This is a genomic window from Bradyrhizobium liaoningense (genome assembly GCF_018130955.1).
GTDB lineage: Bacteria > Pseudomonadota > Alphaproteobacteria > Rhizobiales > Xanthobacteraceae > Bradyrhizobium > Bradyrhizobium liaoningense_C.
Map to the genome: position 1 here is coordinate 55,400 of NZ_JAFCJM010000021.1, position 25,771 is coordinate 81,170.

25 protein-coding genes and 1 tRNA gene are annotated in these 25,771 nt (G+C 64.4%); 12 read left to right on the forward strand and 14 right to left on the reverse strand.

Going from position 1 to position 25,771, the window contains the following annotated elements; translation table 11 throughout:
• Window positions 1–164 precede the first annotated feature (164 nt).
• The 3 genes from JQ632_RS19230 (at window position 165) to JQ632_RS19240 (ending at window position 3,423) form a co-directional block, all read left to right on the forward strand.
• Window positions 165–2,180, forward strand: coding sequence for an acetyl/propionyl/methylcrotonyl-CoA carboxylase subunit alpha (locus JQ632_RS19230; RefSeq protein WP_212404139.1), 2,016 nt, complete (start codon window positions 165–167; stop codon window positions 2,178–2,180).
• 80 nt (window positions 2,181–2,260) lie between these two features.
• Complete coding sequence (locus JQ632_RS19235; protein WP_212404140.1) at window positions 2,261–3,127, forward strand: oxaloacetate decarboxylase; 867 nt, start codon at window positions 2,261–2,263, stop codon at window positions 3,125–3,127.
• The gene (locus JQ632_RS19240; RefSeq protein WP_212404141.1) at window positions 3,124–3,423 is read left to right on the forward strand and encodes an acylphosphatase; all 300 of its coding nucleotides are present in this window, start codon (window positions 3,124–3,126) and stop codon (window positions 3,421–3,423) included. Before JQ632_RS19235 ends, JQ632_RS19240 begins: the two co-directional genes overlap by 4 nt.
• A gap of 193 nt (window positions 3,424–3,616) precedes the next feature.
• Here JQ632_RS19240 and JQ632_RS19245 read toward each other — a convergent pair whose 3' ends face one another.
• Complete coding sequence (locus JQ632_RS19245; protein WP_212404142.1) at window positions 3,617–5,134, reverse strand: PAS domain-containing sensor histidine kinase; 1,518 nt, start codon at window positions 5,132–5,134, stop codon at window positions 3,617–3,619.
• 152 nt (window positions 5,135–5,286) lie between these two features.
• Between JQ632_RS19245 and JQ632_RS19250 the strand changes: the two genes are divergently transcribed.
• Genes JQ632_RS19250 through JQ632_RS19260 form a run of 3 tightly spaced genes read left to right on the forward strand, consistent with a single transcriptional unit; the run spans window position 5,287 to window position 7,961 of the window.
• Window positions 5,287–5,844 carry a GbsR/MarR family transcriptional regulator gene (locus tag JQ632_RS19250; protein ID WP_212404143.1) on the forward strand — a complete coding sequence of 186 codons (558 nt, stop codon included), beginning with the start codon at window positions 5,287–5,289 and terminating at the stop codon, window positions 5,842–5,844.
• A gap of 18 nt (window positions 5,845–5,862) precedes the next feature.
• The gene (locus tag JQ632_RS19255) at window positions 5,863–6,528 is read left to right on the forward strand and encodes a DUF4166 domain-containing protein (RefSeq protein ID WP_212404144.1); all 666 of its coding nucleotides are present in this window, start codon (window positions 5,863–5,865) and stop codon (window positions 6,526–6,528) included.
• Window positions 6,525–7,961 (forward strand): TIGR01777 family oxidoreductase, encoded by a 1,437-nt coding sequence (locus tag JQ632_RS19260; protein WP_212404145.1) that lies wholly within the window; start codon window positions 6,525–6,527, stop codon window positions 7,959–7,961. The genes JQ632_RS19255 and JQ632_RS19260 overlap by 4 nt, the downstream gene beginning before the upstream one ends.
• A 420-nt stretch (window positions 7,962–8,381) precedes the next feature.
• Here the strand turns inward: JQ632_RS19260 and JQ632_RS19265 are convergent, their stop codons facing one another.
• Window positions 8,382–9,233: a LysR family transcriptional regulator gene (locus JQ632_RS19265; protein WP_212404146.1), complete on the reverse strand. Its 852-nt coding sequence runs from the start codon at window positions 9,231–9,233 to the stop codon at window positions 8,382–8,384.
• Window positions 9,234–9,344: 111 nt separating this feature from the next.
• Here JQ632_RS19265 and JQ632_RS19270 point away from each other — a divergent pair, with 111 nt between their 5' ends.
• On the forward strand, window positions 9,345–9,767 hold the full coding sequence (locus tag JQ632_RS19270) for a 4-oxalocrotonate tautomerase family protein (protein WP_212404147.1): 423 nt from the start codon (window positions 9,345–9,347) through the stop codon (window positions 9,765–9,767).
• A gap of 53 nt (window positions 9,768–9,820) precedes the next feature.
• Here the strand turns inward: JQ632_RS19270 and JQ632_RS40085 are convergent, their stop codons facing one another.
• Window positions 9,821–10,234, reverse strand: coding sequence for a tautomerase family protein (locus JQ632_RS40085; protein WP_283817685.1), 414 nt, complete (start codon window positions 10,232–10,234; stop codon window positions 9,821–9,823).
• On the opposite strand from JQ632_RS40085, the gene JQ632_RS19280 reads away from it, so the two are divergent.
• Entirely contained in the window at window positions 10,160–11,218 is a 1,059-nt protein-coding gene (locus JQ632_RS19280; RefSeq protein WP_212404149.1) for a LysR family transcriptional regulator, read from the forward strand. The genes JQ632_RS40085 and JQ632_RS19280 overlap by 75 nt on opposite strands.
• A 6-nt stretch (window positions 11,219–11,224) precedes the next feature.
• On the opposite strand, the gene lipB is transcribed toward JQ632_RS19280, so the two are convergent.
• Window positions 11,225–11,950, reverse strand: coding sequence for a lipoyl(octanoyl) transferase LipB (gene lipB / locus JQ632_RS19285; protein ID WP_212404150.1), 726 nt, complete (start codon window positions 11,948–11,950; stop codon window positions 11,225–11,227).
• Window positions 11,951–12,018: 68 nt separating this feature from the next.
• Here lipB and JQ632_RS19290 point away from each other — a divergent pair, with 68 nt between their 5' ends.
• Both JQ632_RS19290 and JQ632_RS19295 read left to right on the forward strand, forming a co-directional pair.
• Complete coding sequence (locus tag JQ632_RS19290; RefSeq protein WP_212404151.1) at window positions 12,019–12,261, forward strand: FliM/FliN family flagellar motor switch protein; 243 nt, start codon at window positions 12,019–12,021, stop codon at window positions 12,259–12,261.
• Between the two features lie 245 nt (window positions 12,262–12,506).
• Window positions 12,507–12,591: transfer RNA gene (locus JQ632_RS19295), tRNA-Leu, on the forward strand.
• 50 nt (window positions 12,592–12,641) lie between these two features.
• Here the strand turns inward: JQ632_RS19295 and JQ632_RS19300 are convergent.
• From JQ632_RS19300 to JQ632_RS19330, 7 genes are all read right to left on the reverse strand, one after another.
• The gene (locus JQ632_RS19300; protein ID WP_212404152.1) at window positions 12,642–13,613 is read right to left on the reverse strand and encodes a D-2-hydroxyacid dehydrogenase; all 972 of its coding nucleotides are present in this window, start codon (window positions 13,611–13,613) and stop codon (window positions 12,642–12,644) included.
• A 39-nt stretch (window positions 13,614–13,652) separates the two neighbouring features.
• Window positions 13,653–15,617, reverse strand: a complete 1,965-nt coding sequence (tkt, locus tag JQ632_RS19305) for a transketolase (RefSeq protein WP_212404153.1) — start codon at window positions 15,615–15,617, stop codon at window positions 13,653–13,655.
• 121 nt (window positions 15,618–15,738) lie between these two features.
• Window positions 15,739–17,604 carry a TRAP transporter large permease subunit gene (locus tag JQ632_RS19310; protein WP_212404154.1) on the reverse strand — a complete coding sequence of 622 codons (1,866 nt, stop codon included), beginning with the start codon at window positions 17,602–17,604 and terminating at the stop codon, window positions 15,739–15,741.
• The gene (locus tag JQ632_RS19315; RefSeq protein WP_212404155.1) at window positions 17,601–18,626 is read right to left on the reverse strand and encodes a TRAP transporter substrate-binding protein; all 1,026 of its coding nucleotides are present in this window, start codon (window positions 18,624–18,626) and stop codon (window positions 17,601–17,603) included. The genes JQ632_RS19310 and JQ632_RS19315 overlap by 4 nt, the downstream gene beginning before the upstream one ends.
• Window positions 18,627–18,678: 52 nt before the next feature.
• A complete protein-coding gene (locus JQ632_RS19320; protein ID WP_212404188.1) occupies window positions 18,679–19,665 on the reverse strand; it encodes a transketolase family protein in 987 nt (328 codons plus the stop codon).
• Window positions 19,666–19,688: 23 nt separating this feature from the next.
• Entirely contained in the window at window positions 19,689–20,537 is an 849-nt protein-coding gene (locus JQ632_RS19325) for a transketolase (RefSeq protein WP_212404156.1), read from the reverse strand.
• 20 nt (window positions 20,538–20,557) lie between these two features.
• On the reverse strand, window positions 20,558–21,307 hold the full coding sequence (locus JQ632_RS19330) for an SDR family NAD(P)-dependent oxidoreductase (protein ID WP_212404157.1): 750 nt from the start codon (window positions 21,305–21,307) through the stop codon (window positions 20,558–20,560).
• 108 nt (window positions 21,308–21,415) lie between these two features.
• On the opposite strand from JQ632_RS19330, the gene JQ632_RS19335 reads away from it, so the two are divergent.
• Window positions 21,416–22,309 (forward strand): LysR substrate-binding domain-containing protein, encoded by an 894-nt coding sequence (locus JQ632_RS19335; protein ID WP_212404158.1) that lies wholly within the window; start codon window positions 21,416–21,418, stop codon window positions 22,307–22,309.
• 173 nt (window positions 22,310–22,482) lie between these two features.
• Here JQ632_RS19335 and JQ632_RS19340 read toward each other — a convergent pair whose 3' ends face one another.
• The gene (locus tag JQ632_RS19340; RefSeq protein ID WP_212404159.1) at window positions 22,483–22,740 is read right to left on the reverse strand and encodes a hypothetical protein; all 258 of its coding nucleotides are present in this window, start codon (window positions 22,738–22,740) and stop codon (window positions 22,483–22,485) included.
• Window positions 22,741–23,065: 325 nt separating this feature from the next.
• On the opposite strand from JQ632_RS19340, the gene JQ632_RS19345 reads away from it, so the two are divergent.
• Window positions 23,066–23,440: a hypothetical protein gene (locus JQ632_RS19345; RefSeq protein ID WP_212404160.1), complete on the forward strand. Its 375-nt coding sequence runs from the start codon at window positions 23,066–23,068 to the stop codon at window positions 23,438–23,440.
• 13 nt (window positions 23,441–23,453) lie between these two features.
• Here JQ632_RS19345 and JQ632_RS19350 read toward each other — a convergent pair whose 3' ends face one another.
• Together JQ632_RS19350 and JQ632_RS19355 are read right to left on the reverse strand one after the other, a co-directional pair.
• The gene (locus JQ632_RS19350; protein ID WP_212404161.1) at window positions 23,454–24,743 is read right to left on the reverse strand and encodes a polysaccharide deacetylase family protein; all 1,290 of its coding nucleotides are present in this window, start codon (window positions 24,741–24,743) and stop codon (window positions 23,454–23,456) included.
• Window positions 24,744–24,924: 181 nt separating this feature from the next.
• Complete coding sequence (locus JQ632_RS19355; RefSeq protein ID WP_212404189.1) at window positions 24,925–25,701, reverse strand: polysaccharide deacetylase family protein; 777 nt, start codon at window positions 25,699–25,701, stop codon at window positions 24,925–24,927.
• Window positions 25,702–25,771 lie beyond the last annotated feature (70 nt).

Genomic DNA, 25,771 nt, shown 5'->3' on the forward strand with positions numbered 1-25,771 from the left:
CGGCCGGACGGCGGACGCCTGGGGTGCTGGTACGCCAGGCCAGGGGTGGATTTAGACCGTTGCCTCCGGCCCATTTTGATGTACGACGGACACCTCACGGCCCGTCCGCCAAGGCCCCAACGGCCAGGGAGGGGTCCCGCCCAAGGTTCAGACCCAAGAAAAGCATGTTCAAACGCATTCTGATCGCCAATCGCGGCGAAATCGCCTGCCGGGTCATCAAGACTGCCCGCCGTATGGGAATTCAGACGGTCGCGGTCTATTCCGAGGCCGACCGGGACGCCCTGCATGTCGAGATGGCGGACGAAGCGGTCCTGATCGGGCCGCCGGCCGCCGCCGAGAGCTATCTGGTGATCGACAAGATCGTCGAGGCCTGCCGCAAGACCGGCGCCGAGGCCGTGCATCCCGGCTACGGCTTTCTGTCCGAGCGCGAGGCCTTTCCGCGCGCTTTGAAGGCCGCAGGCGTCGTCTTCATCGGTCCCAATCCCGATGCGATCGCCGCCATGGGCGACAAGATCGAATCCAAGAAGGCGGCCGCGAAGGCAAAAGTCTCGACCGTGCCGGGCTATCTCGGCGTCATCGAAGACGACAAGCACGCCGTGCGGATCGCCGACGAGATCGGCTATCCCGTGATGATCAAGGCCTCCGCCGGCGGCGGCGGCAAGGGCATGCGCATTGCGCATTCCAAGAGCGAGGTCGCCGAAGGCTTCAATCTCGCCAAGGCCGAGGCAAAAGCCTCGTTCGGTGACGATCGCGTCTTCGTCGAAAAGTTCATCGTCGATCCCCGTCACATCGAGATCCAGGTGTTGGGGGATAAGCACGGCAACGTCATCTATCTCGGCGAGCGCGAATGCTCGATCCAGCGCCGCAACCAGAAGGTCATCGAGGAGGCCCCGTCGCCGCTGCTCGACGAGAGCACCCGCCGCAAGATGGGCGAGCAGGCCGTCGCACTCGCCAAGGCCGTGAACTACGATTCCGCCGGCACCGTCGAGTTCGTCGCGGGCCAGGACAAGAGCTTCTACTTCCTCGAGATGAACACCCGTCTCCAGGTCGAGCATCCTGTGACCGAGCTCGTCACCGGCATCGACCTCGTCGAGCAGATGATCCGCGTCGCCGCCGGCGAGAAGCTGGCGATCGCGCAGAAGGATGTCACGCTGACCGGCTGGGCCGTGGAATCGCGCCTCTACGCCGAAGATCCGTTCCGCAACTTCCTGCCCTCGATCGGGCGGCTCGTGAAATACCGCCCGCCGGCGGAGCTCAGCAAGGACGGCATTACCGTGCGCAACGACACCGGCGTGCAGGAGGGCGGCGAGATCTCGATCCATTACGATCCGATGATCGCAAAGCTCGTTACCCATGCGCCGTCGCGGGCGGCAGCGATCGAGGCTCAGGCGACCGCGCTCGATGCGTTCTACGTCGACGGCATCAGGCATAACATTCCGTTCCTGTCGGCGCTGATGAATCATCCGCGCTGGCGCGAGGGCAATCTCTCGACCGGCTTCATCGCGGAAGAGTTCCCCAAGGGCTTTGCGCCGCGTGCGGCCGAAGGCGAGGTCGCACGGCGGATCGCCGCCGTGGGGGCTGCCATCGATCACGTGTTAGGGGAGCGCAAGCGGCAAATTTCCGGCCAGTTGGGCGGCCGTGTCGTGCAGCGCGAACGCCGCCGAGCGGTGTGGCTTGGTCGCGAGGAGATTCAACTCGAGGTCGGACGCGAGAGCGAGACCATCGCGATCCGCTTCGTCGATGCCGACGGCAAGGCCGGCAAGCCGCATCTGTTGGACTCGCCGTGGAAGCCCGGCGATCCCGTCTGGCAGGGCACGGTCGACGGCCATTTCATCGCGGTGCAGGCGCGTCCGATTCCGAACGGCATCCGGCTCGCCCACCAGGGCGTCGAGGTGCCGGTCTATGTCTGGACCGAAGCTGAAGCGGCGTCCGCGCGGTTGATGCCGGTCACCACTGCCTCCGACACCGGTAAGAAGCTGTTGTGCCCGATGCCCGGCCTTGTGGTCTCCATCGCGGTGACCGAGGGACAGGAGGTCAAGGCCGGCGAAACCCTGGCGGTCGTCGAAGCCATGAAGATGCAGAACGTGCTGCGCGCCGAGCGCGACGGCACGGTGAAGAAGGTCCACGCCAGCGCCGGCGCGACGCTCGCCGTGGACGCGCTGATTCTGGAGTTCGCGTAGGCGTGGTGAAGCACTGGCGGCGCCACAAGCGCCGCAATGGAGTATGTTGTTGCAGCGTCGCAACTGACTGAGACATCACCATGGCCTTTCGTTCCCGGCGCGAAAAACTGCGATCGATCCTCACAGGCGACGACTGCATCCGCCCAGGTTCGGTCTATGACGCGATCTCGATCCGTATCGCCGAGGATCTCGGTTTCGAGATGGGGATGTTCGGCGGCTCGGTCGCCTCGCTCGCCGTGCTCGGCGATCCCGACATCGGGCTGATCACGCTGACCGAGCTCGCCGAGCAGATGCGGCGGATGTCGCGGGCATCAGCGCTGCCGGTGCTGGTCGATGCCGATCACGGCTACGGTAACGCGCTCAATGTGCGCCGCACCGTGCAGGAGCTGGAGGCCGCAGGTGCGGCCGGCCTCACGATCGAGGACACGTTGCTGCCGCAAGCCTTCGGGGAAGCCAGGACGCAGCTGATCTCGCTGGAGGAGGGCGTCGGCAAGATGAAGGCGGCGCTCGATGGCCGCGGCGATCCCTCGCTGGTGATCCTCGGCCGCACGGGTGCCGCCGCGATCACCTCGCTCGACGATGCGATCCGCCGTGCGCAGGCCTATGAGGCCATTGGCGTCGATGGACTGTTCTTCACCGGCATCAAGTCGAAGGCCGAGCTCGAGGCGATTTCGGCCGCGACACGATTGCCGATCGTGCTGGGCGGCGCGCCGGAGGACATGAGCGTATCAGACTATCTCAGGGGACAGCGGGTGCGCATCGCGCTCCAGGGACATGCGCCGATATCAGCCGCAACGCAGGCCGTTTACGAGATCCTCAAGGCGCTGCGCGAGGGTATGCCGCCGAAAAACCTCAAAGGCCTCGCATCGTCGGAGCTGACAAGCCGTGTCATGCGCGAGGCCGACATGAAGTCCCGCGGTGCCGATTTTCTCGGACTGAAGACATGAGCCGGGCCATCCTCCAGGTCACGATCCGCGGCCGGGTGCAGGGCGTCGGCTATCGCGCCTGGATCGAATACCAGGCGACCACGATCGGTCTGGAAGGCTGGGTGCGCAATCGCCGCGACGGCAGCGTCGAGGCCTTGTTTGCGGGACCGCCGACGCGCGTTGCCGAAATGATCGCGCTTTGCCGCCACGGCCCGCCATCCTCGCGCGTCGAGAGCGTGACCAACGAAACCGCCGGCGAGGAGGAGTTGAACCTGCGCCGGGCAGGTGAGGCGTTCTCGGTGCTGGGGACGGTGTAGCGAGTAGCGATGAAGGGTCGCCCGTTGCGCGGTGTTCACCTCTCCCCAGCGGGGAGAGGTCGGATTGCACCTGGCGATGCGAAGCATCGTCCAGTGCAATCCGGGTGAGGGGCCGCAGCAATCGGTGAGACTGTAACCCCTCACCCGGATCGCATCTTTCTGCGATCCGACCTCTCCCTACGGGAGAGGTGAGCTACCGCGGCAGCTTCGCAATAGCCTCGCTCAGCTCGTGGATTTCGTAAGGCTTGCGCAGGATCGGGAAATCGCCACGCGCGTCGGCGGCGGCGTCGCTGTAGCCGGTGGCGAGCAGGACCGGCAGCTCGGGACGGATCTCGCGCAACCGGTGCGCAAGACTGAGGCCGTCCATCTTGCCCGGCATCACAATGTCGGAGAACACGAGGTCGATGCCGTCCAGCTCGACCTCGCGTAGCGCGGCCTCGGCGTCGGGGACGCGCCTGACCTTGTAGCCAAGCTGCTCCAGAAGCCCGGTGCTGACGGTCGCAACGTCGGGGTTGTCTTCCACCAGCAGCACCGTGCCGCTGCCGCGCGACAGCGTCGGGGACCTGTCCTGGCGCGGCTCGGCCGTTTCCCGCGGCAGCAGGATGGTGAAAGTGGTGCCCTTGCCGAGCTCGCTCTCGACCTTCACCGTGCCGCCGGCCTGATGGGCAAAGCCGTGCACCTGGGAGAGGCCGAGCCCGGTGCCCTTGCCGATCGGCTTTGTCGTGAAGAACGGCTCGAAAATCTTGTCGCGGACATCGGAGGGGATGCCGAGGCCGGTGTCGGCGACGCTGATCGCGACGAATTCGCCGGCGTGAAGGATTTCCGACAGCACCACGTTGCGCGCGCTGACCGTCACCGTGCCGCCGTCGGGCATGGCGTCACGCGCGTTGATCACGAGATTGAGCAGGCCGGTCTCGAGCTCGGAGACGTCGGCCCTGATCGGCCAGACGTTGCGGTCGATATTGAAGGCAAGCTGAACCGAGCTGCCGGCGCCGGTGTGAAGCACTTCGCGGATCGCCTCGATCCGCTCGGCGAAACGGATGGGCTGTGGATTGACGCTCTGGCGCCGGGCAAAGGTCAGGAGCTGGCTGGTCAGTGCCGCGCCGCGCCTTGTCGCCGTCTCGATCGCCGCGATCGCACGCTGCAGCTTGGCATCCTCGCTGGTCCCCTTCTTCAGGGTGTGCAGGCTGCCGCTGATGATCATCAGGAGGTTGTTGAAGTCGTGCGCGACGCCGCCGGTGAGCTGGCCGAGCGCGTCGAATTTCTGGGCCTCGGCGAGCTGCTTCTGCATCGTCTCGAGTCTCAGCTGCGTATCGCGCCGCTCGGTGATGTCGCGGGTGATCTTGGCAAAGCCGACGAGCTCGCCGTCCTCGTAAATCGGGTCGATGATCACGCTCGCCCAGAAGAAGGTGCCATCCTTGCGGACCCGCCAGCCTTCCTCCTCGTAGCGACCATGATCCCGGGCAATGCCGAGCGCGCGCATCGGCTTGCCGTTGGCGCGGTCGGTTTCCGGGTAGAAGCGCGAGAAATGCTGACCGACGATCTCCTCGGGCCTATAGCCCTTGATGCGTTCGCCCCCGATATTCCAGCTCGTGATGATGCCGGCTGGATCGAGCATGTAGAGGGCGTAATCCGCAACCCCCTCAACCAACAGCCGGAAACTGCGTTCGCTTTCGAACAAGTCCCTCTGTTGCTTGAACTTTACTACCATTCTGGATCCAGCCTCAACGCGGGCAAACGCGTGGTCGCGGGTTTCGTTCCCGACAGCTGGAACATTTTTGGGCAAATTCGGCAAAAGGCCGCCGCATTGTGTACAGGGGGAAGCTGCTTGACAGTGCGTCAAGATCGTCAGATATTTCTGTCATGACAGAAATATCCGGCAAGAAGAAATTGCCCTCGGCCGTCGAGCGGTTCATCCTGCACTGGGGCGACATGGGCGACCAGTGGGGCGTCAACCGCTCCGTCAGCCAGATCCACGGCCTGTTGTATCTCGCCGAGCAGCCGATGACGGCGGAAGACATCGCGGAGACGCTCGGCATGGCGCGCTCCAACGTCTCCAACTCGATCAAGGAATTGCTGGCCTGGAACCTGATCCGCCGCGTGCCGATCCTCGGCGACCGCCGCGATCATTTCGAGGCGGAGACCGACATCCTCGAAGTCGCAGCGCGCATCGCGGCGCGGCGCAAGGAGCGGGAGCTCGATCCCGCCATCTCAGCGCTCCGTGCCTGCGTGACCGACGCCGCCGAGGACCCCGCCATCAGCCCGGTCGCGGGCAAGCGGCTGAAGGAGATGCTGGCCTTCACCGAGCTCGCCGACCGCTGGTTCATGCAGATGCTCACCGTGCCGCGTCCGCGTCTCGTCGCGCTGATGAAGCTTGGCGAGAAGATCGTCAATTTGCTGCCGATCGGCAGGGCCAGATAGAGGCGAGGAGGGGTTGCGATGACATCGGCAAGGAGTTTTGCCTCTCACGCAGCACCGCCCGCCCATACCAAGCTGCTCGACGATCGCCGTTTCCGCGCGCTGCTGCCGGACGAGGATTGGGGGCGCCTTCCGGTCGCGACCTGGCGGCGCTTTTCCAAGCGCGTCTGCGACGGCGACAGCGTCGTCTATGTCGGCCTCATCGACGAGGTCATGTTCAGCGACATCGGCTGGTGGCTCGCGCAAGCCGCGCGGCTGATCGGCGGGCCGCTGCCGACCGGCCGCGACACCGGCGTGCCCATGATCGTCACGGTCACCGAGGATGCCGCCAGCGGCGGACAGATCTGGACGCGCATCTGCGCCCGCAGGAGTGGGTTTCCGCAAGTCATCCATTCCGCCAAGCGCTTCGACGGGCCGACGGGGCTCGAAGAATATGTCGGCTTCGGCGTCTGCATGGCGCTACGGATTTCCGTCGTGGACCAGGCGCTTCGGTTTCGCAGCGCCGGCTATGCCTTGCAGGTCGGAAGGCTGCGCCTGCCGCTGCCGGCTTGGCTCGCGCCGGGCGAGATCACGGTGACCCATCGCGATCTCGGCGAGGGTGCATTCCGCTTCACGCTCGACGTCGTTCACCCGCGTTTCGGCGCGCTCATTCGCCAGTCCGCCGTGTTCAGGGAGGCCGTATCATGACGCCGCTGTTGTGGACGCTGATCGCGATCCAGATCGCGATGGGTGCGTTCGACACCTTCTATCATCACGAATTCACCGAGCGTCTCGCCTGGCGTCCATCGCAACGGTTCGAGCTCCAGCTCCACGCCGTGCGCAACATGCTCTATGCGCTCTTGTTCCTGGTGCTCGGCTGGCTCGAGATCCATGGCGTGCTCGCGATGCTGATCGTCGCGCTGCTGATTGCCGAGATCATCATCACGCTGATGGATTTCGTCGAGGAGGATCTGAGCCGGAAGCTGCCGGCGAGCGAGCGCATCAATCACACGCTGCTGGCGATCAACTACGGCGCCATCCTGGTGCTGCTGCTGCCGGTGTTGATCGGCTGGGCGACGCGGCCGTTCGGCGTGGCATTTGCCTATGCGGGCTTTGTCAGCATCGCCGCGGCCGTTTGCGCCGTCGGCGCTGCGCTGTGCGGCCTGCGCGACATTGCGGTCACGCGACGGCTCGCGCGCATGACGCGCGCGCCGGCGCGCGATCTCGTCGACAAGCTGGCAGGTCGCCGGACCGTGCTGATCACCGGCGCCACCGGCTTCATCGGCAGCCATCTTGCTGCAAGCCTCAGCGCAGCGGGCCATCACGTCATCGCGCTGATCCGCAATCCGGCGAAAGCCGAGATGCTGCCTCCGCCGGTCACCCTGATCACGAGCCTCGATCAGCTCGCGGATGACATCCGCATCGACGCCATCGTCAATCTCGCCGGCGAGCCGATCGGCGACGGCCGGTGGACCGAGGCCAAGCGTACCGAGATCATCAGTTCGCGGATCAACGTAACCGGCGAGGTCGTCAAACTGATCGCGCGCCTCGAGCGCAAGCCGGACGTGCTCGTCAGCGGCTCCGCGATCGGCTGGTACGGGCTGTGGGCCGATCAGGTGCTGACGGAATCCAACAAGTCGCATGCCTGCTTCAGTCACGCACTGTGCGAGGCCTGGGAGAAGGCGGCGCGGCCGGCGGAAGAGCTCGGCGTTCGCGTAGTCTATTTGCGGATCGGCCTCGTGCTCGGCGCCGGCGGCGGCTTCGTCGCGCGGATGTTGACGCCGTTCGAATTCGGCCTCGGCGGTCCGCTCGGCACCGGCCGGCAGTGGATGTCCTGGATCGAGCGCGACGATCTCATCCGTCTAATCGCCTATGTGATCGCAACGCCCGATCTGGCGGGACCGATCAACGCGACCGCACCGATCCCGGTTACCAATGCGAAGTTCACCGCGGAGCTCGGCCGCCGTCTCAATCGTCCCGCGGTGTTTCGTATCCCGTCAGGCCTGCTGCGCCGGCTCGGTGGCGACTTTGCCGATGAGCTTCTCCTGGGCGGCCAGCGCGTGCTGCCGAACAAGGCGCTGAGCCGGGGCTTCGTATTCCGCCACGAGACGCTGCGCAGTGCGTTCGACGCGATTTTGTGAGGTGATGCGATGTCTTGCGGTGCTTGTCCTCGTGCGCTGAACGGCTGGTTTCGGGCATGCTTGACGGCTGCCGCGACATTGGCGGCGTTGCCACGATCCCGATGCTTCCACATCGAGGCTTCCAGGAAAGCCTTGGGGCGACTGCCGCCGTGGTCGTGTTTGTCTTGCTGATGTTGGTCCTTACCTGCTTGCTAAGCATGATGCCTGCTGCGCTCGTGATATTGTTGAGCGAGTCATGCCGCATTCGGTCCGTACTGTTCTACGCGCCGAGTGGCGCTACGATTGGAGCCCTGATTGCTGGTGTTATTTTCGGGACAAGCACTCCGTTTAGCGCGCTCTTTGGTCTCGCTGGATGCCTCGCTGGAATCGCATATTGGTTTGTCGCAGGCCGATACGCAGGCGAGCGTTGATGCTCGAGCGCTATGTGGCTGTACTCCGAAACGTCGCCGCCACCGCACGTAGTGCCGCAAGCTTGGCGGGGTCGCTGACTTTCGAATGCAGCATCACCTTCGAGCTGCCGAGTTTCGGTAGCTTGTGCGCAGGCCCGATATCGATCAGACCGGGAGGTGCGATCCGCCGTGCCAGCGGCGCAATTGCGAGCCCGGCAAGCGCGGCGGCGACCACCGCTGTGACGCCGCCGCCGACAAAGCGCTCGCGCCAGACGATGCCGGCCTTGTCGAGCGCGCGCACGGCGATGGCGCGGACGCCGCAGGGCGGGGCGAGAGTGGCGAGCGGCAGCGCTTCACCCCTCGGCAGGGAGAAGCGCCGTGCCGCGAACCAGCCGAACTCATCCTCGGTCAGCCTCTCGCCGCCGCGCCGGCTGCCTTCCTGTCGCACGATCACGGCGTCGAGCCGGCCCGCGTCATAGGCATCCTGCATCTCGCGCGAGAAGCCGATGGTGACGGCGAGGGTGAGGTTCGCCGACATTGCATGCAGGCGTTCCAGCAGCGACACCAGTTCGGGCCCGGCGGCGTGGTCGGAGATGCCGAGGGAGAGCGACTGCGCGGCCGACGCCTCGCCCGACAGCGCGCGATCATGCGCTGCGATCAGCGCGCGGGCGCGATCGAGGAAGCCGGCGCCCTCGGCGGTCAGCCGGACCGCGCGCGGCGAGCGCTCGACGAGACGCTTGCCGAGCAACGTCTCCAGCCGCTGCAGCTTGAGACTGACCGCTGCCTGCGTCGTGCCGAGCGCTTCGGCGGTGCGCGTAAAATTTTGGAGGTCGGCGACCAGGAGGAAGGCCTGCACGGTGGCGATGTCGAGGGCGGCTGTCATTATGATTCGTTATCATTGATATCAACAGAGATAAGATACCAAAATGAAGGTGCAGGGTCTAGCTTTCCCCCAGCGCAATGAACGCCCGCGCAAACGAAGAGGAGAACGACCATGCCGCTGATCACCGTGACCTATGCAACCTCCCGCCAATCGCCGACGTTGAAGGCCGACATCGCGAGCGCCGTGTCCGAGCTCACCGCAAAGATCCTGCACAAGGATCCTGAGGTCACCGCCGTCATCGTCAAGGCAGTGGATGCCGCCGACTGGTTCGCTGGCGGCAAGTCGCTCGCCGAGCACAAGCTCGCGAGCTACTGGATCGACACCCATGTCAGCGAAGGCACCAACACCAAGGACGAGAAGGCCGCCTATCTCGCGGCGATGTTTACGCGCATGAGCGACCTGCTCGGCCCGCTGCATCACGAGACCTATCTGCATGTCGACGAGGTCAGGGGCGACGCCTACGGCTTTGGCGGCCTCAGCCAGGAGCGACGCTATATCGCGGGCAAGCTCGAGGTCGCACGAAAGGCGGTATGACGCGGCGCGGGAGCTCGGTACGGTCCCGTGGCGCTGTCGTCAAAGGTCGCGTGTCACGGGATAACGGGCACCGTTGCCAGCGGTTCGTGGTGGTCGCCGAAAGCGAGGCCGCGGCCGAGCGACCAGTCCACCGGCGCGTTTTCGGTGAGCGCAATCATGATGTCGTCTCCGGAGAAGCCGGCACTGACGGCGCGCTCTGCGATCGACCGGAACAGACGCTTTTTCTGGTCGATCGACCGTCCCTCGAGAAAGAGAATCTCGACGATCGATGCCTCCGCCGTGCGCGTGACATTGGGGAAGGCCGGGTCAATCAACATCATGCCGGGCGCGTAACGGCAAACGAGCTGAAACCGATCGTTGGACGGGACGCCGCAGGTCTCGACGAGGCCCTCATGTACAGCGTCGGCGAGCGCGTGGACCCGTTCAATCGGGAGCTGAGCGGGGACGGAAATGCGGGCGAGAGGCATGGATTGGGGGCTCCGGGGGTCTTGCTCACCTTATTCATGCTGAAAACGGATATAAATCTCGATATAGAGAAGCAATCATTCCCAGCAGTCATGAATATGCCATCGCACCCCATCCCCGATCTCAGCGCGTTTGTCCGTACCGTCGATCTCGGAAGTTTTGCTGCGGTCGGCGCCGAGACGGGTCTGACCGCCTCCGGCGTTTCCCGCATCGTGACCCGGCTGGAGCGCCGCCTCGGGGTGGCGCTTCTGCACCGGACAACCCGGCGGCTCGTCCTGACGCAGGAAGGCGAGACTTTTCTGGCTCACGCACGAAGCATTCTGGCGGCAGTCGAGGCTGCCGAGGCTGACGTTGCATCCGTGCACGGACGCCCGCGCGGGCCGATCCGGGTCAACAGCGGCACTGCGTTCGCACGCCGGCGGCTTGCGCGAAGGCTGCCTCAGTTCATGGCGCAATATCCGGACATCCGGATCGATCTCGGGGTCAGTGACCATCGCATTGATCCGATCAGCGAGCAGATCGACGTGACGATCCGGGTCGGCCCGCTCGCCGACAGCGACTTGATCGCGGTGCGCCTCGGTGAGATCAGGCGCATCATCGTCGGCAGCCCGCAATATCTCGAACGCAATGGCGTGCCCGAGCAGCCCTCCGATCTGATGCGGCACAATTGCCTCCAGCTCAGCGGCTACGCGCGGCTTGCGCAATGGCCCATGTTCGAGCACGGCAAGCCGGTGGCGATTCCCGTCGACGGGACGATCCGGTCGGACAGCGCCGAACTGCTTCTCGACCTCGCACTGGCGGGAGCGGGTCTCATTCGCCTCGGCGATTTTCTGGGCGAAGAAGCCTTGCAGGAGGGCAGGCTGGTGCCTTTGCTGTCGCATTGCCACGACGCCGATCCGCAGCCGATCACCGCGCTGATCCTGCCCGGGCGGCAAGCCATTCCCAGGGTCCGTGCTTTCGTGGATTTTCTAAAGACGAACTGCTGACGGGATTCAGATCGCCGCTTCCGGCAGCAGCGCCTTTGTCGGGCCGAACAGCTCCTCAAAAGCCTGCCGGAGCGCGACGTCGACATCGGCCAGGGTGACGGGATGGCCGAGATCGACCAGCGAGGTGACGCCATAGCGGGGATCGGCGACGCCGCAAGGTACGATGCCGGCGAAATGCGACAGCTCCGGCTCGACATTGATGGCGATACCGTGGAACGAGACCCAGCGCTTCAGCCTGACGCCGATCGCCGCGATCTTGTCCTCATGGCCGGGGCCCTTGTCCGGCCGCCTAACCCAGACTCCGACCCGGTCCTCGCGGCGTTCGCCACGGACGTTGAAGGCGGCCAGCGTCCGGATGATCAGCTCTTCGAGACCTGCGACATAGGCCCGGACGTCCGGCCGCCGGCGCTTGAGGTCCAGCATCACATAGGTCACCCGCTGGCCGGGGCCGTGATAGGTGAGCTGGCCGCCGCGCCCCGTCGCGAAGGTCGGGAATCGGGGATCGAGCAGGTCGGAGGCCTTGCCCGAGGTGCCGGAGGTATAAAGCGGGGGGTGCTCGAGCAGCCAGACCAGCTCCGCCGCTTCGCGCGCCGCGATTGCCGCCGCCCGCGCCTCCATGGCCGCCACGGCCTCCGGATAGGGCACGGGGGCGTCCGAAATCCGCCATTCCACGGGGGTGCCGTCGGAGGCCGAAAACGATGTCAAATCGAGGTGTTGGCGGTCGTTAACCATTGGCTAACCATAACGTGGTGATCATTGCGGGAGCAAATGCGAAAGTCTCAAGTTGTGGCGGTGCCGTAGTGTCCACCCTCGATAAAGTCACCGTGGATCTCATGGTGGTCCTCGGGACCACCACCATGCCGATCCATCAGGTATTACGTCTTTCCCGCGGCGCCATCATCGAACTGGACGCAACCGAGGCCGACGAGGTCAAGGTTTTGGCCAATAACCTGCCGGTGGCCAGCGGCGTCGTGCTGGTCGACCGCAACCGGATCGCGGTCGAGGTCAAGCAGATGCTGCCGCGCTCCCCGGGCACCCGCTAGCCAGAGCGTTTTCCAGCGAGTTGGGCAAACCGGTTCGCGTCAAGAAAACGCGTCAAAATAGCAATCTAGAGCTTCCGTTCCGATTCTATCGGAACGTGAGCTCTGAAACGGCCGGGCAGGGACCGGAACCGCCTCGAAAAGCTTGTGGAATTCGAGGCCTCGGCAGGCTTGTACCCCTCTGATCGATTTGTTACATCGGCGCCGTTGATCCGGCAGGCCTCAAGCCTTATAGCCGGCTTCCCAAAGCGCTCGTGGCGGAACTGGTAGACGCGCTGCCTTGAGGTGGCAGTGAGTAAAATCGTGGGGGTTCGAGTCCCTCCGAGCGCACCAAAGACGTAAGCCATTGACACGAAAATCGTTTTCGTTGTCCGGCTTCACGCCTAGGCCACCATGTTCTTTGGCGTGCCGTTCCAAAATCCCTCGACATTATCGACAAGCTGATCGGCGAGCGTTTGAACGGCTTCCCGACTGGCCCAGGCAACATGCGGCGTCAGAATGAAATTCGGCAAGCCGGCCAGTTGCATCAGCGGATGATCGGCCTGTGGCGGCTCGACGGTCGCCACGTCGAAGCCTGCTCCGGCGATCTGGCCGGAGCGAAGCGCCTGGCCGAGGGCGACCTCGTCGACGAGGCCGCCCCGCGCGGTATTGATCAGAATCGGCCTGCGCTGCATCAGCGCAAATTCGGGCCCCGCGATCATGTTGCGTGTCTGCGGCATCAAGGGCGCATGTAACGTGATGATATCGCTCTGTCGCAGCACGTCCTCGAATGGCGTGTAGAGCGGGCCCATGCCGGCTACGCCCTTGTAGGACGAGAACAGCGTGCGCATTCCGAAGGCTCTTCCAATGTCCGCAACCGCGCGGCCGAGCGCGCCGTCGCCAATGATTCCGAGCGTGGCGCCTGAGAGGTCGTTGATAGGGTGGTCGAAATAGCAGAACTGCCCGGATTCGGCCCAACGGCCCGCGCGCACTGAATCACGATAGGCGGTCAGGCTGCGACGCAGCGCGAGAATGAGCGCGAAAGTGTGCTCGGGCACGGTGTTGACCGCGTAGCCGCGAATGTTGCAGACGGCGACACCGCGATCCGAACAAGCCCTGACATCGACGACATCGGAGCCGGTGGCCGCAATCGCGATCAATCGCAATTTCGGTGCCGAGCTCAGTTCGGCGAACCGTATGGGCACCTTGTTCGTGATGACGATGTCCGCGTTCGAAATTCTCTCGGCAACCTGATCCGGCTCGGTAGCGCCGAATTCAAGCAATTGGTGCGGGAATGCGAAGGGACGAAGGCGGATATCGGCAGGCATCGTATCGCGGTCGAGAAATACAATGCGTGCGGGCTCGGCGGCCTTCATGATTTCGTCTCCCAGGGAATCCGCGACGGCGCGGTTGAGCTAGAGGAGGGCCAATGCAGCCCTAACGATCGCATCAGCCGTGATGTTGAAGTGTCGGTAGAGTGCGTCGGCCGGGCCGGACGCGCCGAAACCGGTCATGCCGACGAAGGCGCCATCGTGGCCGAGCCAGCGTTCCCAACCAAATTTCATCGCGGCCTCAACTCCCACCCTGGCAGTGCCGGGGCCCAGGACGGAGGCGCGATAACTCTCGTCCTGTAGTTCGAATAGCTCCCAGCACGGCATGGATACCACCGCCGTCGGAATACCCTTGGCCTGCAGGATCGCTCGCGCCCCGATGGCCAAGGCCACTTCTGAACCCGTTGCGAGCAGCGTAACGCGGCGGGTCCCCTCAGCTTCAGCAAGGACGTAGGCCCCGCGTCGCGAGGAGTTTTCACGACTTGCATCGGATCTCTGCTGCGGCAGCGTTTGCCGGGCACAGACGAGCGAGACCGGCCCCGTGGTGTGCTCGAGCATGATCTCCCAGCATTCCGCCATCTCGGCAGCATCGGCCGGCCGGAAGACCAGCATGTTCGGCATTGCCCGTAGCGAGGCGAGGATCTCGACCGGCTGATGGGTCGGGCCATTCTTGCCGATCCCGATCGAGTCGTGGCTGAAGATGAATTTGACAGGCAGGCCCATGAGCGCCGCCATCCGCATCGCTGGACGCTCGTAGTCGGCAAAAGCAAGATAGGTCACCGCCAGTGGAATGACGCCGCCATGGGCGGCCATGCCGTTGGCAAGCGCCCCCATCGCGTGCTCGCGCACGCCGCAATGGACGTAGCGGCCGCGGTTGTCGCCGGCTGTGAAGGCTGCGAGCTGACGCTTGTGGTTGGTCGGCGCCTCGAGATCGGCGCAGCACGTCATGATATCGGGGATGACATCATAGAGTGCACTCGCGACCTCGCCCGAGGTCTCGATTGAGGAGGCCGGTTTTCGCTCCACGATCGAACGCGCCTTGTAAGTGGACGTCACGTCGCGCCATCCTTCCGGAAGGCGTCCCACCATGGCTCGCCTGAACGACGCTTGATCCGAGCCGTCCAAGGTCGCGGCGCGTCGCTGCCAGGCGTCGTATTCAGCCTTCGAGCGAGTGCCCGCATCGAGCCAGGCTGCGGCCACTTCGTTTGGAACGGCGAATGGTGTCGCGGGCCAGGTCAGCGATACCGCCATCTCGTCGCGATCGGAGTCAAACAGCTTGCCGCTGTGCCCGCCTCGCTGGCCCTCGAGGCGCCGGATACCTCTCGCGATCGTGGTACGGCAGGCAATCAGCGACGGACGATCGTCCTTTCGTGCTTCCGCGAGCGCCTCGCTAACGGCCTCGATATCGTGCCCGTCGACCTCCAGGACATGCCAGCCGGCAACCCGAAAACGTTCGGCCACGTTCTCGGAGATACTGAGGGATGTCGCGCCGTCGTCTGTAATCTCGTTGTTGTCCCAGAGAAACACGAGATGGCCGAGACGCAGGTGTCCGGCAAGCGAAATGACCTCTTGACCCACTCCTTCCTGCAGGCATCCGTCACCGACGAACGCGTATGTCATGTGATCGACGATTTTGGCGCCGAAACGCGCCCGCAACCGAGCCTCGGCGATCGCCATGCCGAGAGCGTTGGCGATGCCTTGACCGAGCGGCCCCGTCGTCGTCTCGATGCCGGCCGCAGGATCATATTCGGGATGTCCGGCACAGTGCGAACCGAGTTCGCGGAAGGATTGTACTTGCGACAGAGAAATCTTCTCGTAGCCGGTGAGGTGGAGCAAGGCGTAAAGAAGCATCGATCCGTGGCCGTTCGAGACCACGAAGCGGTCGCGATCCGGCCAAAGCGGGTCCTTCGGGTTGAACTTTAGATGGCGCATGAACAGTGCCGTGGCGATCTCCGCCATGCCGAGCGGAACCCCCTGATGACCTTCGCCGGCCTTCAGGATGGCATCGACCGCGAGGAAGCGGATCGCATGGGCGAGACGTTCGTCCATCTCGCCGACTGGACATGCAGGGGCGAAGTCCGCGGGGGCATCAGCCGACATAAGCAAGGCACCATTTTCTTACGGCGCGGCTCCTGCCGCGGCCGCAACTGTCAGACGCGCATCCGGCGCATCACGGGAGAAAACCGGTAGAAATCCAGGGAACGAAGGCCACGACGAGCAATCCGACAACCAGCGCGGCGAGATAGCTCCAGATCCGCTTCAAGCCTGCATTCGGATCGACCCGACCGATCGAGCATGCGGCGTAGTAGCCGAGCCCGAATGGCGGAGCGAAGAGGCCGATGCCCATAGCCAGGATGACGACCATCGCATAGTGCACCTCGTGCACGCCGAGCTGCTTGGCGACCGGAAACAGCAACGGGCCGAACAGCACCATGGCCGGGATACCTTCCAAGACGCTGCCGAGCACAATGAACAGAACGATGGAGCCGATCAGGAAGCCGTACTTGCCGCCGGGAGCCTGCGCGAGGACCGCCGCCAGAGCATGCGAGAAGTTCGATTGCGTCAGCGCCCAGGACATGCAGGTCGCAGCGCCGATGATGAACAGGATCGTGCCTGCCAGTGCCGCCGTACCGACGAGCGCGGGATAGAGCTCGCGCCAGTTGAACGAGCGGTAGACGAGAATGCCGATGACGATTGCATATGCGATACCGATCGTGGCGACCTCGGTGGCGGTGGCCACGCCTTCCATGACGGCAACACGAATGATGACCGGCAGCAGCAAGGCCGGTACGGCGATCACGAATGTCCGGCCGATTTCACGCATGGTCGTCACGCCGCGCTCGGCGTCGGATCCCTCCGCCATACGGCGACGCGCAATGATGGCGAGCGCCAGCGCAAGCACGACGCCCGGCAGGATGCCGCCGGTGAACAGCGCCGCGATCGAGACGCCGGTCACCGAGCCGATGATGATGAGCACGATCGACGGCGGGATGGTTTCCGCCATGGCGCCGGAGGCCGCGAGCAGCGATACCAGTTCACCCTCGTGAATGCCGCGCTTCTTCATGTCCGGAAACAGCACCGGCGCGACGGCCGCCATATCGGCCGTCTTGGCGCCGGAAATGCCCGAGACAAGCAGCATGGCGCCCAGCAGGACGTAAGCCAGACCGCCCTCGACATGACCGACAAGCGCGGCGAGAAAGTTGACCATGGCGGTCGACATGCGCGTCATGACGATCAGATAGCCGAGCAGGATGAACAGAGGCACGGCCAGCAGGATCAGCGAGCTGACGCCCTCGTCGATGCGCCCCGGAATCACCTCGAGCGGCGTCGTCGTGGTCAGCATGAGATAGGAGACCGTGGACAGCCCGAAGCAAAACGCAATCGGCACGCCGGCAAGCACGCCGAGTCCGAGCAGGAAGGCGAAGAAGATGACGAGATTCCAGTTGCCGATCCCCCGCATCCAGGGACCAAGCGCATAGAGCAGGCCGGCCAGCGCTGCGATCACCGCGATGGCAAGCACGAGGTCGCGCCAACCGCGATCGGCACAGCGAACGAGGCTGGCCGCCAGCATGAGCACGATACCGACCGGCAAAGCCGCGGCACGGACGACGTCGTTGAGACCGAGGGCCGGAGTATGAACGAAGGTCTGATCCTCAGCGAAATTGTACGCCGGGTGAAGAACCAGCAGCAGAAACAGCGCGGGCGCAGCGGACCCGGCGGCCTCGAGCAGGCCACGCAGCCATCCCGAGAACATTCCGACGAGTGCGGTCATGCGCATGTGCTGACCGCGCCGCTGTGCGATGGCCGCGCCCAGCATGGCGAGCCACAGGAACATGATCGAGGCAAGCTCGTCCGACCAGGTCAGCGGATGATTGAACACGAAGCGCGCGATCACCCCGGTGAGCAGGACGAGAATTTCGGCCACGACCACGACGGCCGCCAGCGGCTCGGTGAGGAGCGCGAGCGCCCGATCGAACGGAGCGGCCAGGCTCGATACGGGCGCGGCCGCTTCTCCCGACAGCGTCTCGGCGGTCATCCGAGCTGACCCACGGCCTGTTCGAGCAGGGTCCAGCCCTTGTCGCCGAACTTCTGGCGCCAGTCCTTGTAGAAGCTGGTCTTGGCGAGAGACGCGCGGAAGGCAGCCTTGTCGACCTCGACGAACTGCAAGCCCTTGCCCGCGAGCTCGTCGCGCAGCGATTTCGAGAGCGCAGCAATGTCCGCACGCTCGGCGTCCGCCGCCTTGTTCAATTCGCGCGTGACGATCTCCTGAGCATCGGCCGGCAAGCGCTGGAAGGAGCGACGGTTGCCGAGGATGAGGTAGGCGTCCCAGACGTGGCTGGTGAGGCTGCAGTATTTCTGCACCTCGTAGAGCTTCGCGGTCGCGATGATCGCCAGCGGATTCTCCTGTCCTTCGACGACCTTCGTCTGCAAGGCGGAATAGACCTCATTGAAGTTGATCGGCGTCGGCCCGGCACCGAGGGCCTGGAACAGGCCGGTGAGGATGGGCGCCGCCGGAACGCGCATCTTGAAGCCCTTCAGATCGTCCGGCGTCTTGATCTCGCGGGTAGACGAGGTGAGCTGCCGGAATCCGTTGTCCCATGACTTGCAGACCTGGAGGACACCGACGTTCTCGACCTCGGCCTTGACGAATTTTCCGAGCTCGCCGTCCATTGCCTTCCAGACCTCGTCATAGGAGGAGAAGGCGAAGCCGGTATTCACGATGCCGACGCTCGGGACGAGCGTTGCGAGCACCGAGGAGCCGATGTTCAGATAGTCGACGGCGCCATTGCGGATCTGGCCCAGCAGGTCGGTGTCGGAGCCGAGCTGGTTGGCCGGGAACAGATTGATCTCGACACGCCCGCCGGTCGCTTCCTTGATGCGGTCGATCGCTTCACGTGCCCGCTTGTTGACGGGATGCGACGGATCCTGTCCGGTCGCGAATTTGAGGGTGAATTCGGCCGCGTCGCCGCGTCGCGAGAGGATCGATACGAACGGGATCGATGCACCTGCCGCCAGCACGACGCGTCGGCTCAGGCCCGTCTTGGATTGCTTGGTCATTTCGTTCTCCCTTGGATTTTTTGTTGGTGTCGTTCGTGAGAAGGCGGCCGGTTCACAGCCAACTTTTGACGGCAGCGCATATCGCTTCCGTCGAGATGCCGTAGCGATCGTGCAATGTCGGCAGCGCTCCGGCGGCGAGGAACTCGTCGGGCAAGCCGATCTGCTGGAATGCGGGATGGACGCGCGCACGCATCAGCGCACTCGCCACCGCTTCACCCAGCCCCCCGATCACGGTGTGGTTCTCGGCGACGACGACGAGGCGTCCGGCCTTGCGGCATGCCTCCACGATCGTTTCGGTATCGAGCGGCTTGATGGTTGGCACATGCAGTACCGCGGCCTGGATCTTGTCGGCTTCGAGACGCTTGGCAGCCTCTAACGCGCGCATCGTCAGCAGCCCCGAGGAGACGAAGAGCACGTCCGCGCCGTCGCGCAGCAACTTCGCCTTGCCGAGCTCGAACTTGTAGCCGTACTCGTCGAGCACGAGCGGGACCTGTCCGCGCAACAGTCGCATGTAGACCGGACCCTGGTGGCTCGCCATCGCCGGCACGACCTGCTCGATTTCGTGCGCGTCGCAAGGATCGATCACCGTCATGTTCGGCATGGCGCGGAACAGCGCGAGATCTTCCGCCGCCTGATGGCTTGGTCCATATCCCGACGTGAGGCCGGGCAGGGCGCAGGCAATCTTGACGTTACGGTCCTCCTCCGCGATCGTCTGGTGGATGAAATCGTAGGCGCGGCGAGCCGCAAAGACGGCATAGGTCGTGACGAACGGGGTAAATCCTTCGGCCGCGATGCCCGATGCAGCGCCGAACAGGAGCTGCTCGGCCATGCCCATCTGATAGTAGCGGTCCGGGAATTCCTTCGCGAACACGTGGAGGTCGGTATACTTGCCGAGGTCGGCGGTCATGCCGACGATGTCATGTCGCGTGCGTGCGAGCTCGACGAGCGCATTGCCGAACGGCGCCGGCTTTGTCCGCTGCCCTTCGGCAGCGATCGAGGCGATCATGGCCGAGGTCGTGAGGCGAGGCTTGGATGGCATGGTCGCGGTCCCAGTGGTCGCCTTCACGCGCGCCTCCCTTCATCGAGAGCCTGCAGCGCCAGCTGCCACTCGTGCTGATCGACGCGCATGAAATGATTGCGCTCGCGGGCCTCCAGAAACGGCACGCCCTTGCCCATGAGAGTGTCCGCAATGATCATGCGCGGCTTCGCGTCCTCATGCTTCTTGGCGGCGTCGAACGCGGCAACCACGGCATCGAGGTCGTTGCCGTCGATGCGCTGCACGAACCAGCCGAACGCCCGCACTTTTTCCGCGAGCGGCTCGAAGCCCATCATCTGTGTGGAGGGGCCGTCGGCCTGCTGATTGTTGACGTCGACGATCGCGATGAGGTTGTCGAGCCCGTAGTGTGCTGCCGACATCATTGCTTCCCATTTCGAGCCTTCGTCGAGCTCGCCATCGGAGAACAGTGTGTAGACACGGCTGCTGGAGCCTTTGCGCTTCAAGCCGAGGCACATGCCGACGGCGATGCTCAGGCCAAGTCCCAGCGATCCTCCCGACATCTCCATGCCCGGCGTGTAGGAGGCCATTCCGGACATCGGAAGCCGGCTCTCGTCGAACCCGTAGCTCTCAAGCTCCGCCTCGGGAATGATTCCAGCCTCGATCAACGCGGCATAAAGCGCGATGGCATAGTGGCCGTTCGACAGCAGGAAGCGGTCGCGCTCCTCCCAGGTCGGCTCTTCCGGGCGGTAGCGCATCGCATGGAAGTAGGCGACGGCCAGCACGTCGGCGATGTCGAGGGCCTGGGCGATGTAGCCCTGTCCCTGAACTTCACCCATTCGAAGCGCATTGCGGCGGACGCGATATGCGCGTTCCGCAAGCGTCGGTTCATTGGTTCGCAAGTCGGCTCCGGCCATGGCTCGTCCCCTCCGCGTCGTCAGTGAATGTGCATGCCGCCGTTCACGTCGATCACGGCCCCGGTCGTGTAGGCCGACAGTTCGGAAGCCAGAAACAGGAAGATGTTGGCGACGTCCTGCGGCCGGCCGAGGCGGGCGAGCGGGATGCCGGCGAGAATCTCCTTCTCCTTTTCAGGCGCGATCTTGCCGATGTTGATGTCGGTGACGATCAGGCCGGGCGTGACGCAATTGACGCGGATGTTGTTGGGGCCGAGTTCCCGGGCCATGGCTTTGGCGAGGCCAAGTACGCCGGCCTTGGCGGCCGAATAGTGCGCGCCACCGAGAATGCCGCCGCCGCGTTGTGCGGAGACCGAGGACATACAGGCGATCGAGCCTGCATTCCGCGCGCGCATATGCGGCATGAGCGCCTGCGAGAGATAGAGCACGCCGCGCAGGTTGACGTCCTGGATGCGGTCCCAGTCCTGAGCGGTGATATCCCAGACCTTCACGGGCTGGGTGATGCCGGCATTGTTGATGAGAATGTCGACCTGGCCGAAGGCCTTGAGCACATCGGCCACGGCACGTTCGCAGTCGGCCTTGTCCGTGACGTTGCAGGCGAGGCCGAGATGCTCCTTGCCGAGTTCGCTGGCCGCTCTGGCTGCGCCGGCGCCATCGAGATCGAGGATCGCGACGCGCGCGCCCTGGGCAGCGAACGTCTTTGCGGTGGCGAAGCCGATGCCGCGCTCACCGGCCGCTCCGGAAATGATCGCGGTTTTGCCGGCCAAAAGCATATTCCCTCCGAGAAATTTTGTTTCGATTGGCGGGGAATATGGTTGAGGCCAGAGACCACGAAAATACGCGAAATTTGCACTAACAGGTGAATTGTGTTCACCTGTCGCATGGCTCCGCTCCCCCTTCGCTCTCTCCGGGTTTTCGAGGCGGCTGCACGCAGCGGATCGTTCCGCGCGGCCGCGAGCGAGCTCGGGCTGACGCCGAGCGCGGTCAGCCACGCGATCCGGGACTTCGAAGGGCAGATCGGGACGACGCTGTTCGAACGTGACGGGCGTAGAATGCTGGTCAATCAGGCGGGCGAAGAGCTGTTGCGGCGCGTGTCCGGCGCCTTTGATGAGCTGAGGAATGGGCTTGAGGTTGCCAGCGCACGCTCATCCAATCTCTTGCGGATTCATTGTGCGCCGAGCTTGGCGGCGCAATGGCTGATGCCCCGGCTGCGAGGCCTGATCGAAAAGCATCCCGAGCTGGAAGTGAGGTTGGCGGCAGGAACGGACTATCCCCATTTTCGCAACGACGAGTTCGACCTCGACATTTGCTATGGACCTCCGCGCCAGGAAGGCATGGCCGTTCTGCCGCTTGGCGAGGAAATCGTGCGTCCCTTGTGCGCCCCCTCGCTTGCCGGCGCCATCCGCGAGCCGGCCGATCTGCTGAAGCACTCGCTGATCGAAAGCGAGCAGAAGCGGGTTCGCTGGAATGCCTGGTTCGCGATGAACGGCCTTTCGGCCCCGAGCCCTGGCGGGTTTCGGTTCGATCGCAGCTTCATGGCAATTGCCGCGGCCGTCGATGGTCTCGGCGTGACACTGGAATCGACATTGCTGGCCGAGCGTGAACTTGCCACCGGCAAATTGGTGGCGCCCCTGGCCGGCCGCGCGAGCGATCCGTCCTATGTCGGGCACTATCTCGTCTGTCCGCCGCAAACCAAGCATCGGCGCTCGGTCCGCACCTTTACAAGATGGATCACAAAGGAAATGGGTTTGGCGGAAGATGGCCAAAAACGTTAGATGCCTCGCAACTTCCGCTGTGTCGAAGTTTCAAGGCAGCGCGGCGGGAAATGCACCTGGTTTCGTTATCCATCTCGGCAAGGCGTTGAAATCGAAGCAAATACCGCCGCCGTCCGAGCGCACCAGCCTCGAAATTCCTGACATTGAAGACGAAGGGCTTGGCCGTCGGCCGCTCAGCCGTATTCGTCGCCGATGCCGTATTCCTTGTAGATATCCAGCGGATCCTGGTCGGGGAACAGGCGGCATTTGGCCTGCGCGAGGTGCAGGCTCACAGTGGCCGGCTCCTTGCCGTTGGAAAGCAGTTTTCGGATGTCCTCCATATGCGCCTGCGGCTGGTGCTTGGGCGCGAGCTGCTCCAGCGCGACGAGGGCCGTCGCCAGGGCCTCGGTGAGGACCCATTCGTCGTGGCCCGTGATTCCCTTCTTCGACATCGGCAGACCCCACATAGGTGGCGGCCGTCACTCTACCGCGAGTTGGACCCAATCTCCATTGAGCCGTTGCGGCGTCCGCATCCGGACAACGTCGCCGCCGCCGGCTGGCCGCGATCCCTTGCATTATGCCCGTGCGAGGCTAAAAGGCGCACTGCGCGCCGCGCAACCGACGCCGCATCACGCAGAGGCACTTTTACTCCTTGCTGCAACAATGTTGGCGTAGACCAGCACGCGCAGCGTTCAGGCCGGCCGTTCCGGCTTGCGACCGACAATCCCGCAATTCGCAAACGCTCAAACCGTTGCACCATTCCCGGCTGGAGCAAGCATGGTCTTTCTAAGCTTCGTCTACCGCTTCCTGACGAACTTCCTGTTCCTGGCGGTGGTCTATTTCAGCCTGAATGTCCTGGAGAAGTACGAGAACAAGGCGATTCTCGCGATCCTGGTGCTGGTCTACAGCGCGATGCGCGCGGTCTCGACGCTGCGCTCATTCTATTTCTACCAGAAGATCGAGAAGCTCGAGGCTGAAGCCCGCAGGTTGCAGGCGCCGATCAACGACGGCTCCGGCGGGACCAATGTGCGCAAGCAGGTCGTGACCGACGTCGCGAAGCTGCGGCGCGACGGCGAGCTGAAGGCCTATATGGACCTGTTCTTCATGGCGCTGATCGTGCTGCTCTGCGTCGCCAAGATCCTGACCAGGTAAACGACCAGCTCGATCACTGCTGCCGTTTCTTCAGGCTGGCAACGCGCGTCGGCTTTGGCGTCGCGGCGTGGCGTTGCGCCGGGCGCTTCGAAGCGGCGCCGTGCGCCGGTTGCGCGCCGTGCGGGGTGGCTGCGGCGGTCTTCGCACGGGCCTTTCCCTTGCCCTTGCCGTTCTTCGGGCTCGGCGTGAGCGGGGCCGCGGCCGGCTCGGCCGACACCAGCCGTGTCGCGGTGCGCCGGGAGGAGGACGCCATCAGCACGGCCAAGGATTTCTCGGGGATCTCGAAGATGTCGCGCCCGGGCACCGGCAAGATCGGCGCGCTCGCCTGGGCCGCGATATGGCGCGATAACGCGACCGGGCGCGGCAGCTCGGTGTTCAAATCGGCCAGCGCCGGGGCCGGAAGCATCTCGGTGCGGGCGAAGACGAAGTTCGGGACTCTTGGCCAGCGCGCGATCGGCACGGTCTCCGACGGCGGGCGCATCAGCCATTCGACGGACTCGGTCGGCGTCGCCGGTCGGTCGGCGGTCGCCGGCACCACATGCACGATGCGGTAGCCGCGCGCCTTGAGGTCCCGGATGATCTTGGGCAGCGCCGCGACGGTGCGTGCCTGGATGTCGTGCAGCAGCAAGATGCCCTTGCCCTTGGCTTCCAGCCGCTGCATCGCGAGCTGATAGACCCGGTCGGAGGAGACATGCCGCCAGTCGTCGGCAGGGAAGTCGGCGCTCCACACCTGGATGCCGCGCGAGGCGAGGTAATTTTCGACGCCTTCGGCGCGCATCAGGCCGGGAATCCGGAAGAACGGCGCCAGCGCCGACGGATCGGTCATCGCCGCCTGCGTCCACTCGATGCCGCCATTGATCTCGGCCTCGGCCTTTTCGATCGGCATCCTGTCGAATGTCAGCGGATGATTCATGCTGTGCGTGCCGACGGTGTGGCCGGCGGCCACCAGCCTGCGCACGCCGTCCGGATTGGCCTTGGCCTGGCTGCCGATGATGAAGAAGGTCGCCTTGATGCACTCGTCGGCGAGCATCTTGAGCACTTGATAGCTGTATTTCGGCAGCGGACCGTCGTCGAAGGTCAGGACGACCTCATGGTCTCTGAGCGGCAGCGTCTCGCGGTACTGCATCGTGCCGAGGAGTGGATGCTCGCGTGGATCCACCACGAGGGTGCGGGAGGTGCCGAGCGCGCCCGGATTGCCGGGGCAGTCCGCCGCCGTTGCCGTCGCACTGGCAATCGTCGAAGCGGTCACCAGTCCGAGGCAAAGACCGATCCAGGATCGTGTCCCAACTCCACTACCGATCATGAATCACCAAATAGCCTCGCACCCGATCCGCGTTATGTCCGAACGTTGGTCTAAAAGCGGCCCATGGCGGTTCAGGCCCGCGGAGCCGCTATGATTGCACGGCCTAGCATGAACAGAGCCTTAATTGGCTCATTTTCGCCGCATTTTGCCGCGGCGTGACATTCCGGCATCTTTGCCGGCGTCAACGGCCGGCGTCGGCGTTCCGCTGCGCGTGGCCGGGCGGGACGATGTGGACGATGCGATAACCGTTCTCGCGCAGATGGCGCAGGAACGCGGGCATCATGGCGGCCGTCCGCGCCTTGGGATCGTGGAACAGGATGATGCCCTTGCCGGCGGCATTGAGGCGTTCCGTCACGAGCTTCAACTGCTGCTCCGGGGTCATTTCCTCCCAGTCGCTCGCCCAGAGATCGGCGCCGAACACGGCGATGCCCCGTGATTGCAGCAGGTCGAGCGTCGCCGGCGTGGACTCGAAATAGGGGAAGCGGAAGAACGGTGTCGAGGGTGTCGATGTCGAGGCCCCGTTCAGCGCCATCTCGTCGGCCGCGATCCCGCGATCGATGTTGTCCCTGGCCTGCTCGAAGCCGATCTTCGACATCAACGGGTGCGACCACGAGTGATGGCCGATCGTGTGGCCCTCGCGCGCGATCCGCTTCACCATGTCGGGATGCTCCGCCGCGCTCTGGCCGATCAAGAAGAAGGTCGCGCGCACGCATTCCTGCGCCAGCGCCGCCAGCACCTTCGCCGTGGTCGGCGGATGCGGGCCGTCGTCGAAGGTCAGCACGACCTCGTGATCGGCGAGCGGCAGTGTCTGCGGGAAGCTCTTCGTCCCGACGCGCGGAAAAGCCTTGGGATCGACTGTGAGGACGCGCGCTGTGCCCAGCGCATCCTTGCGCGGGCAGTCGGCAGAAGCGGCGGATGTCACGCCGGCGACCGCTGCGATCATCGCGCTAGCAAGCATCAGGGGCCGGATCTGCGGACGCATCTTTGTCATTGCACTCGACGTTGCCTTGTGGGTATTGCCTGAACCC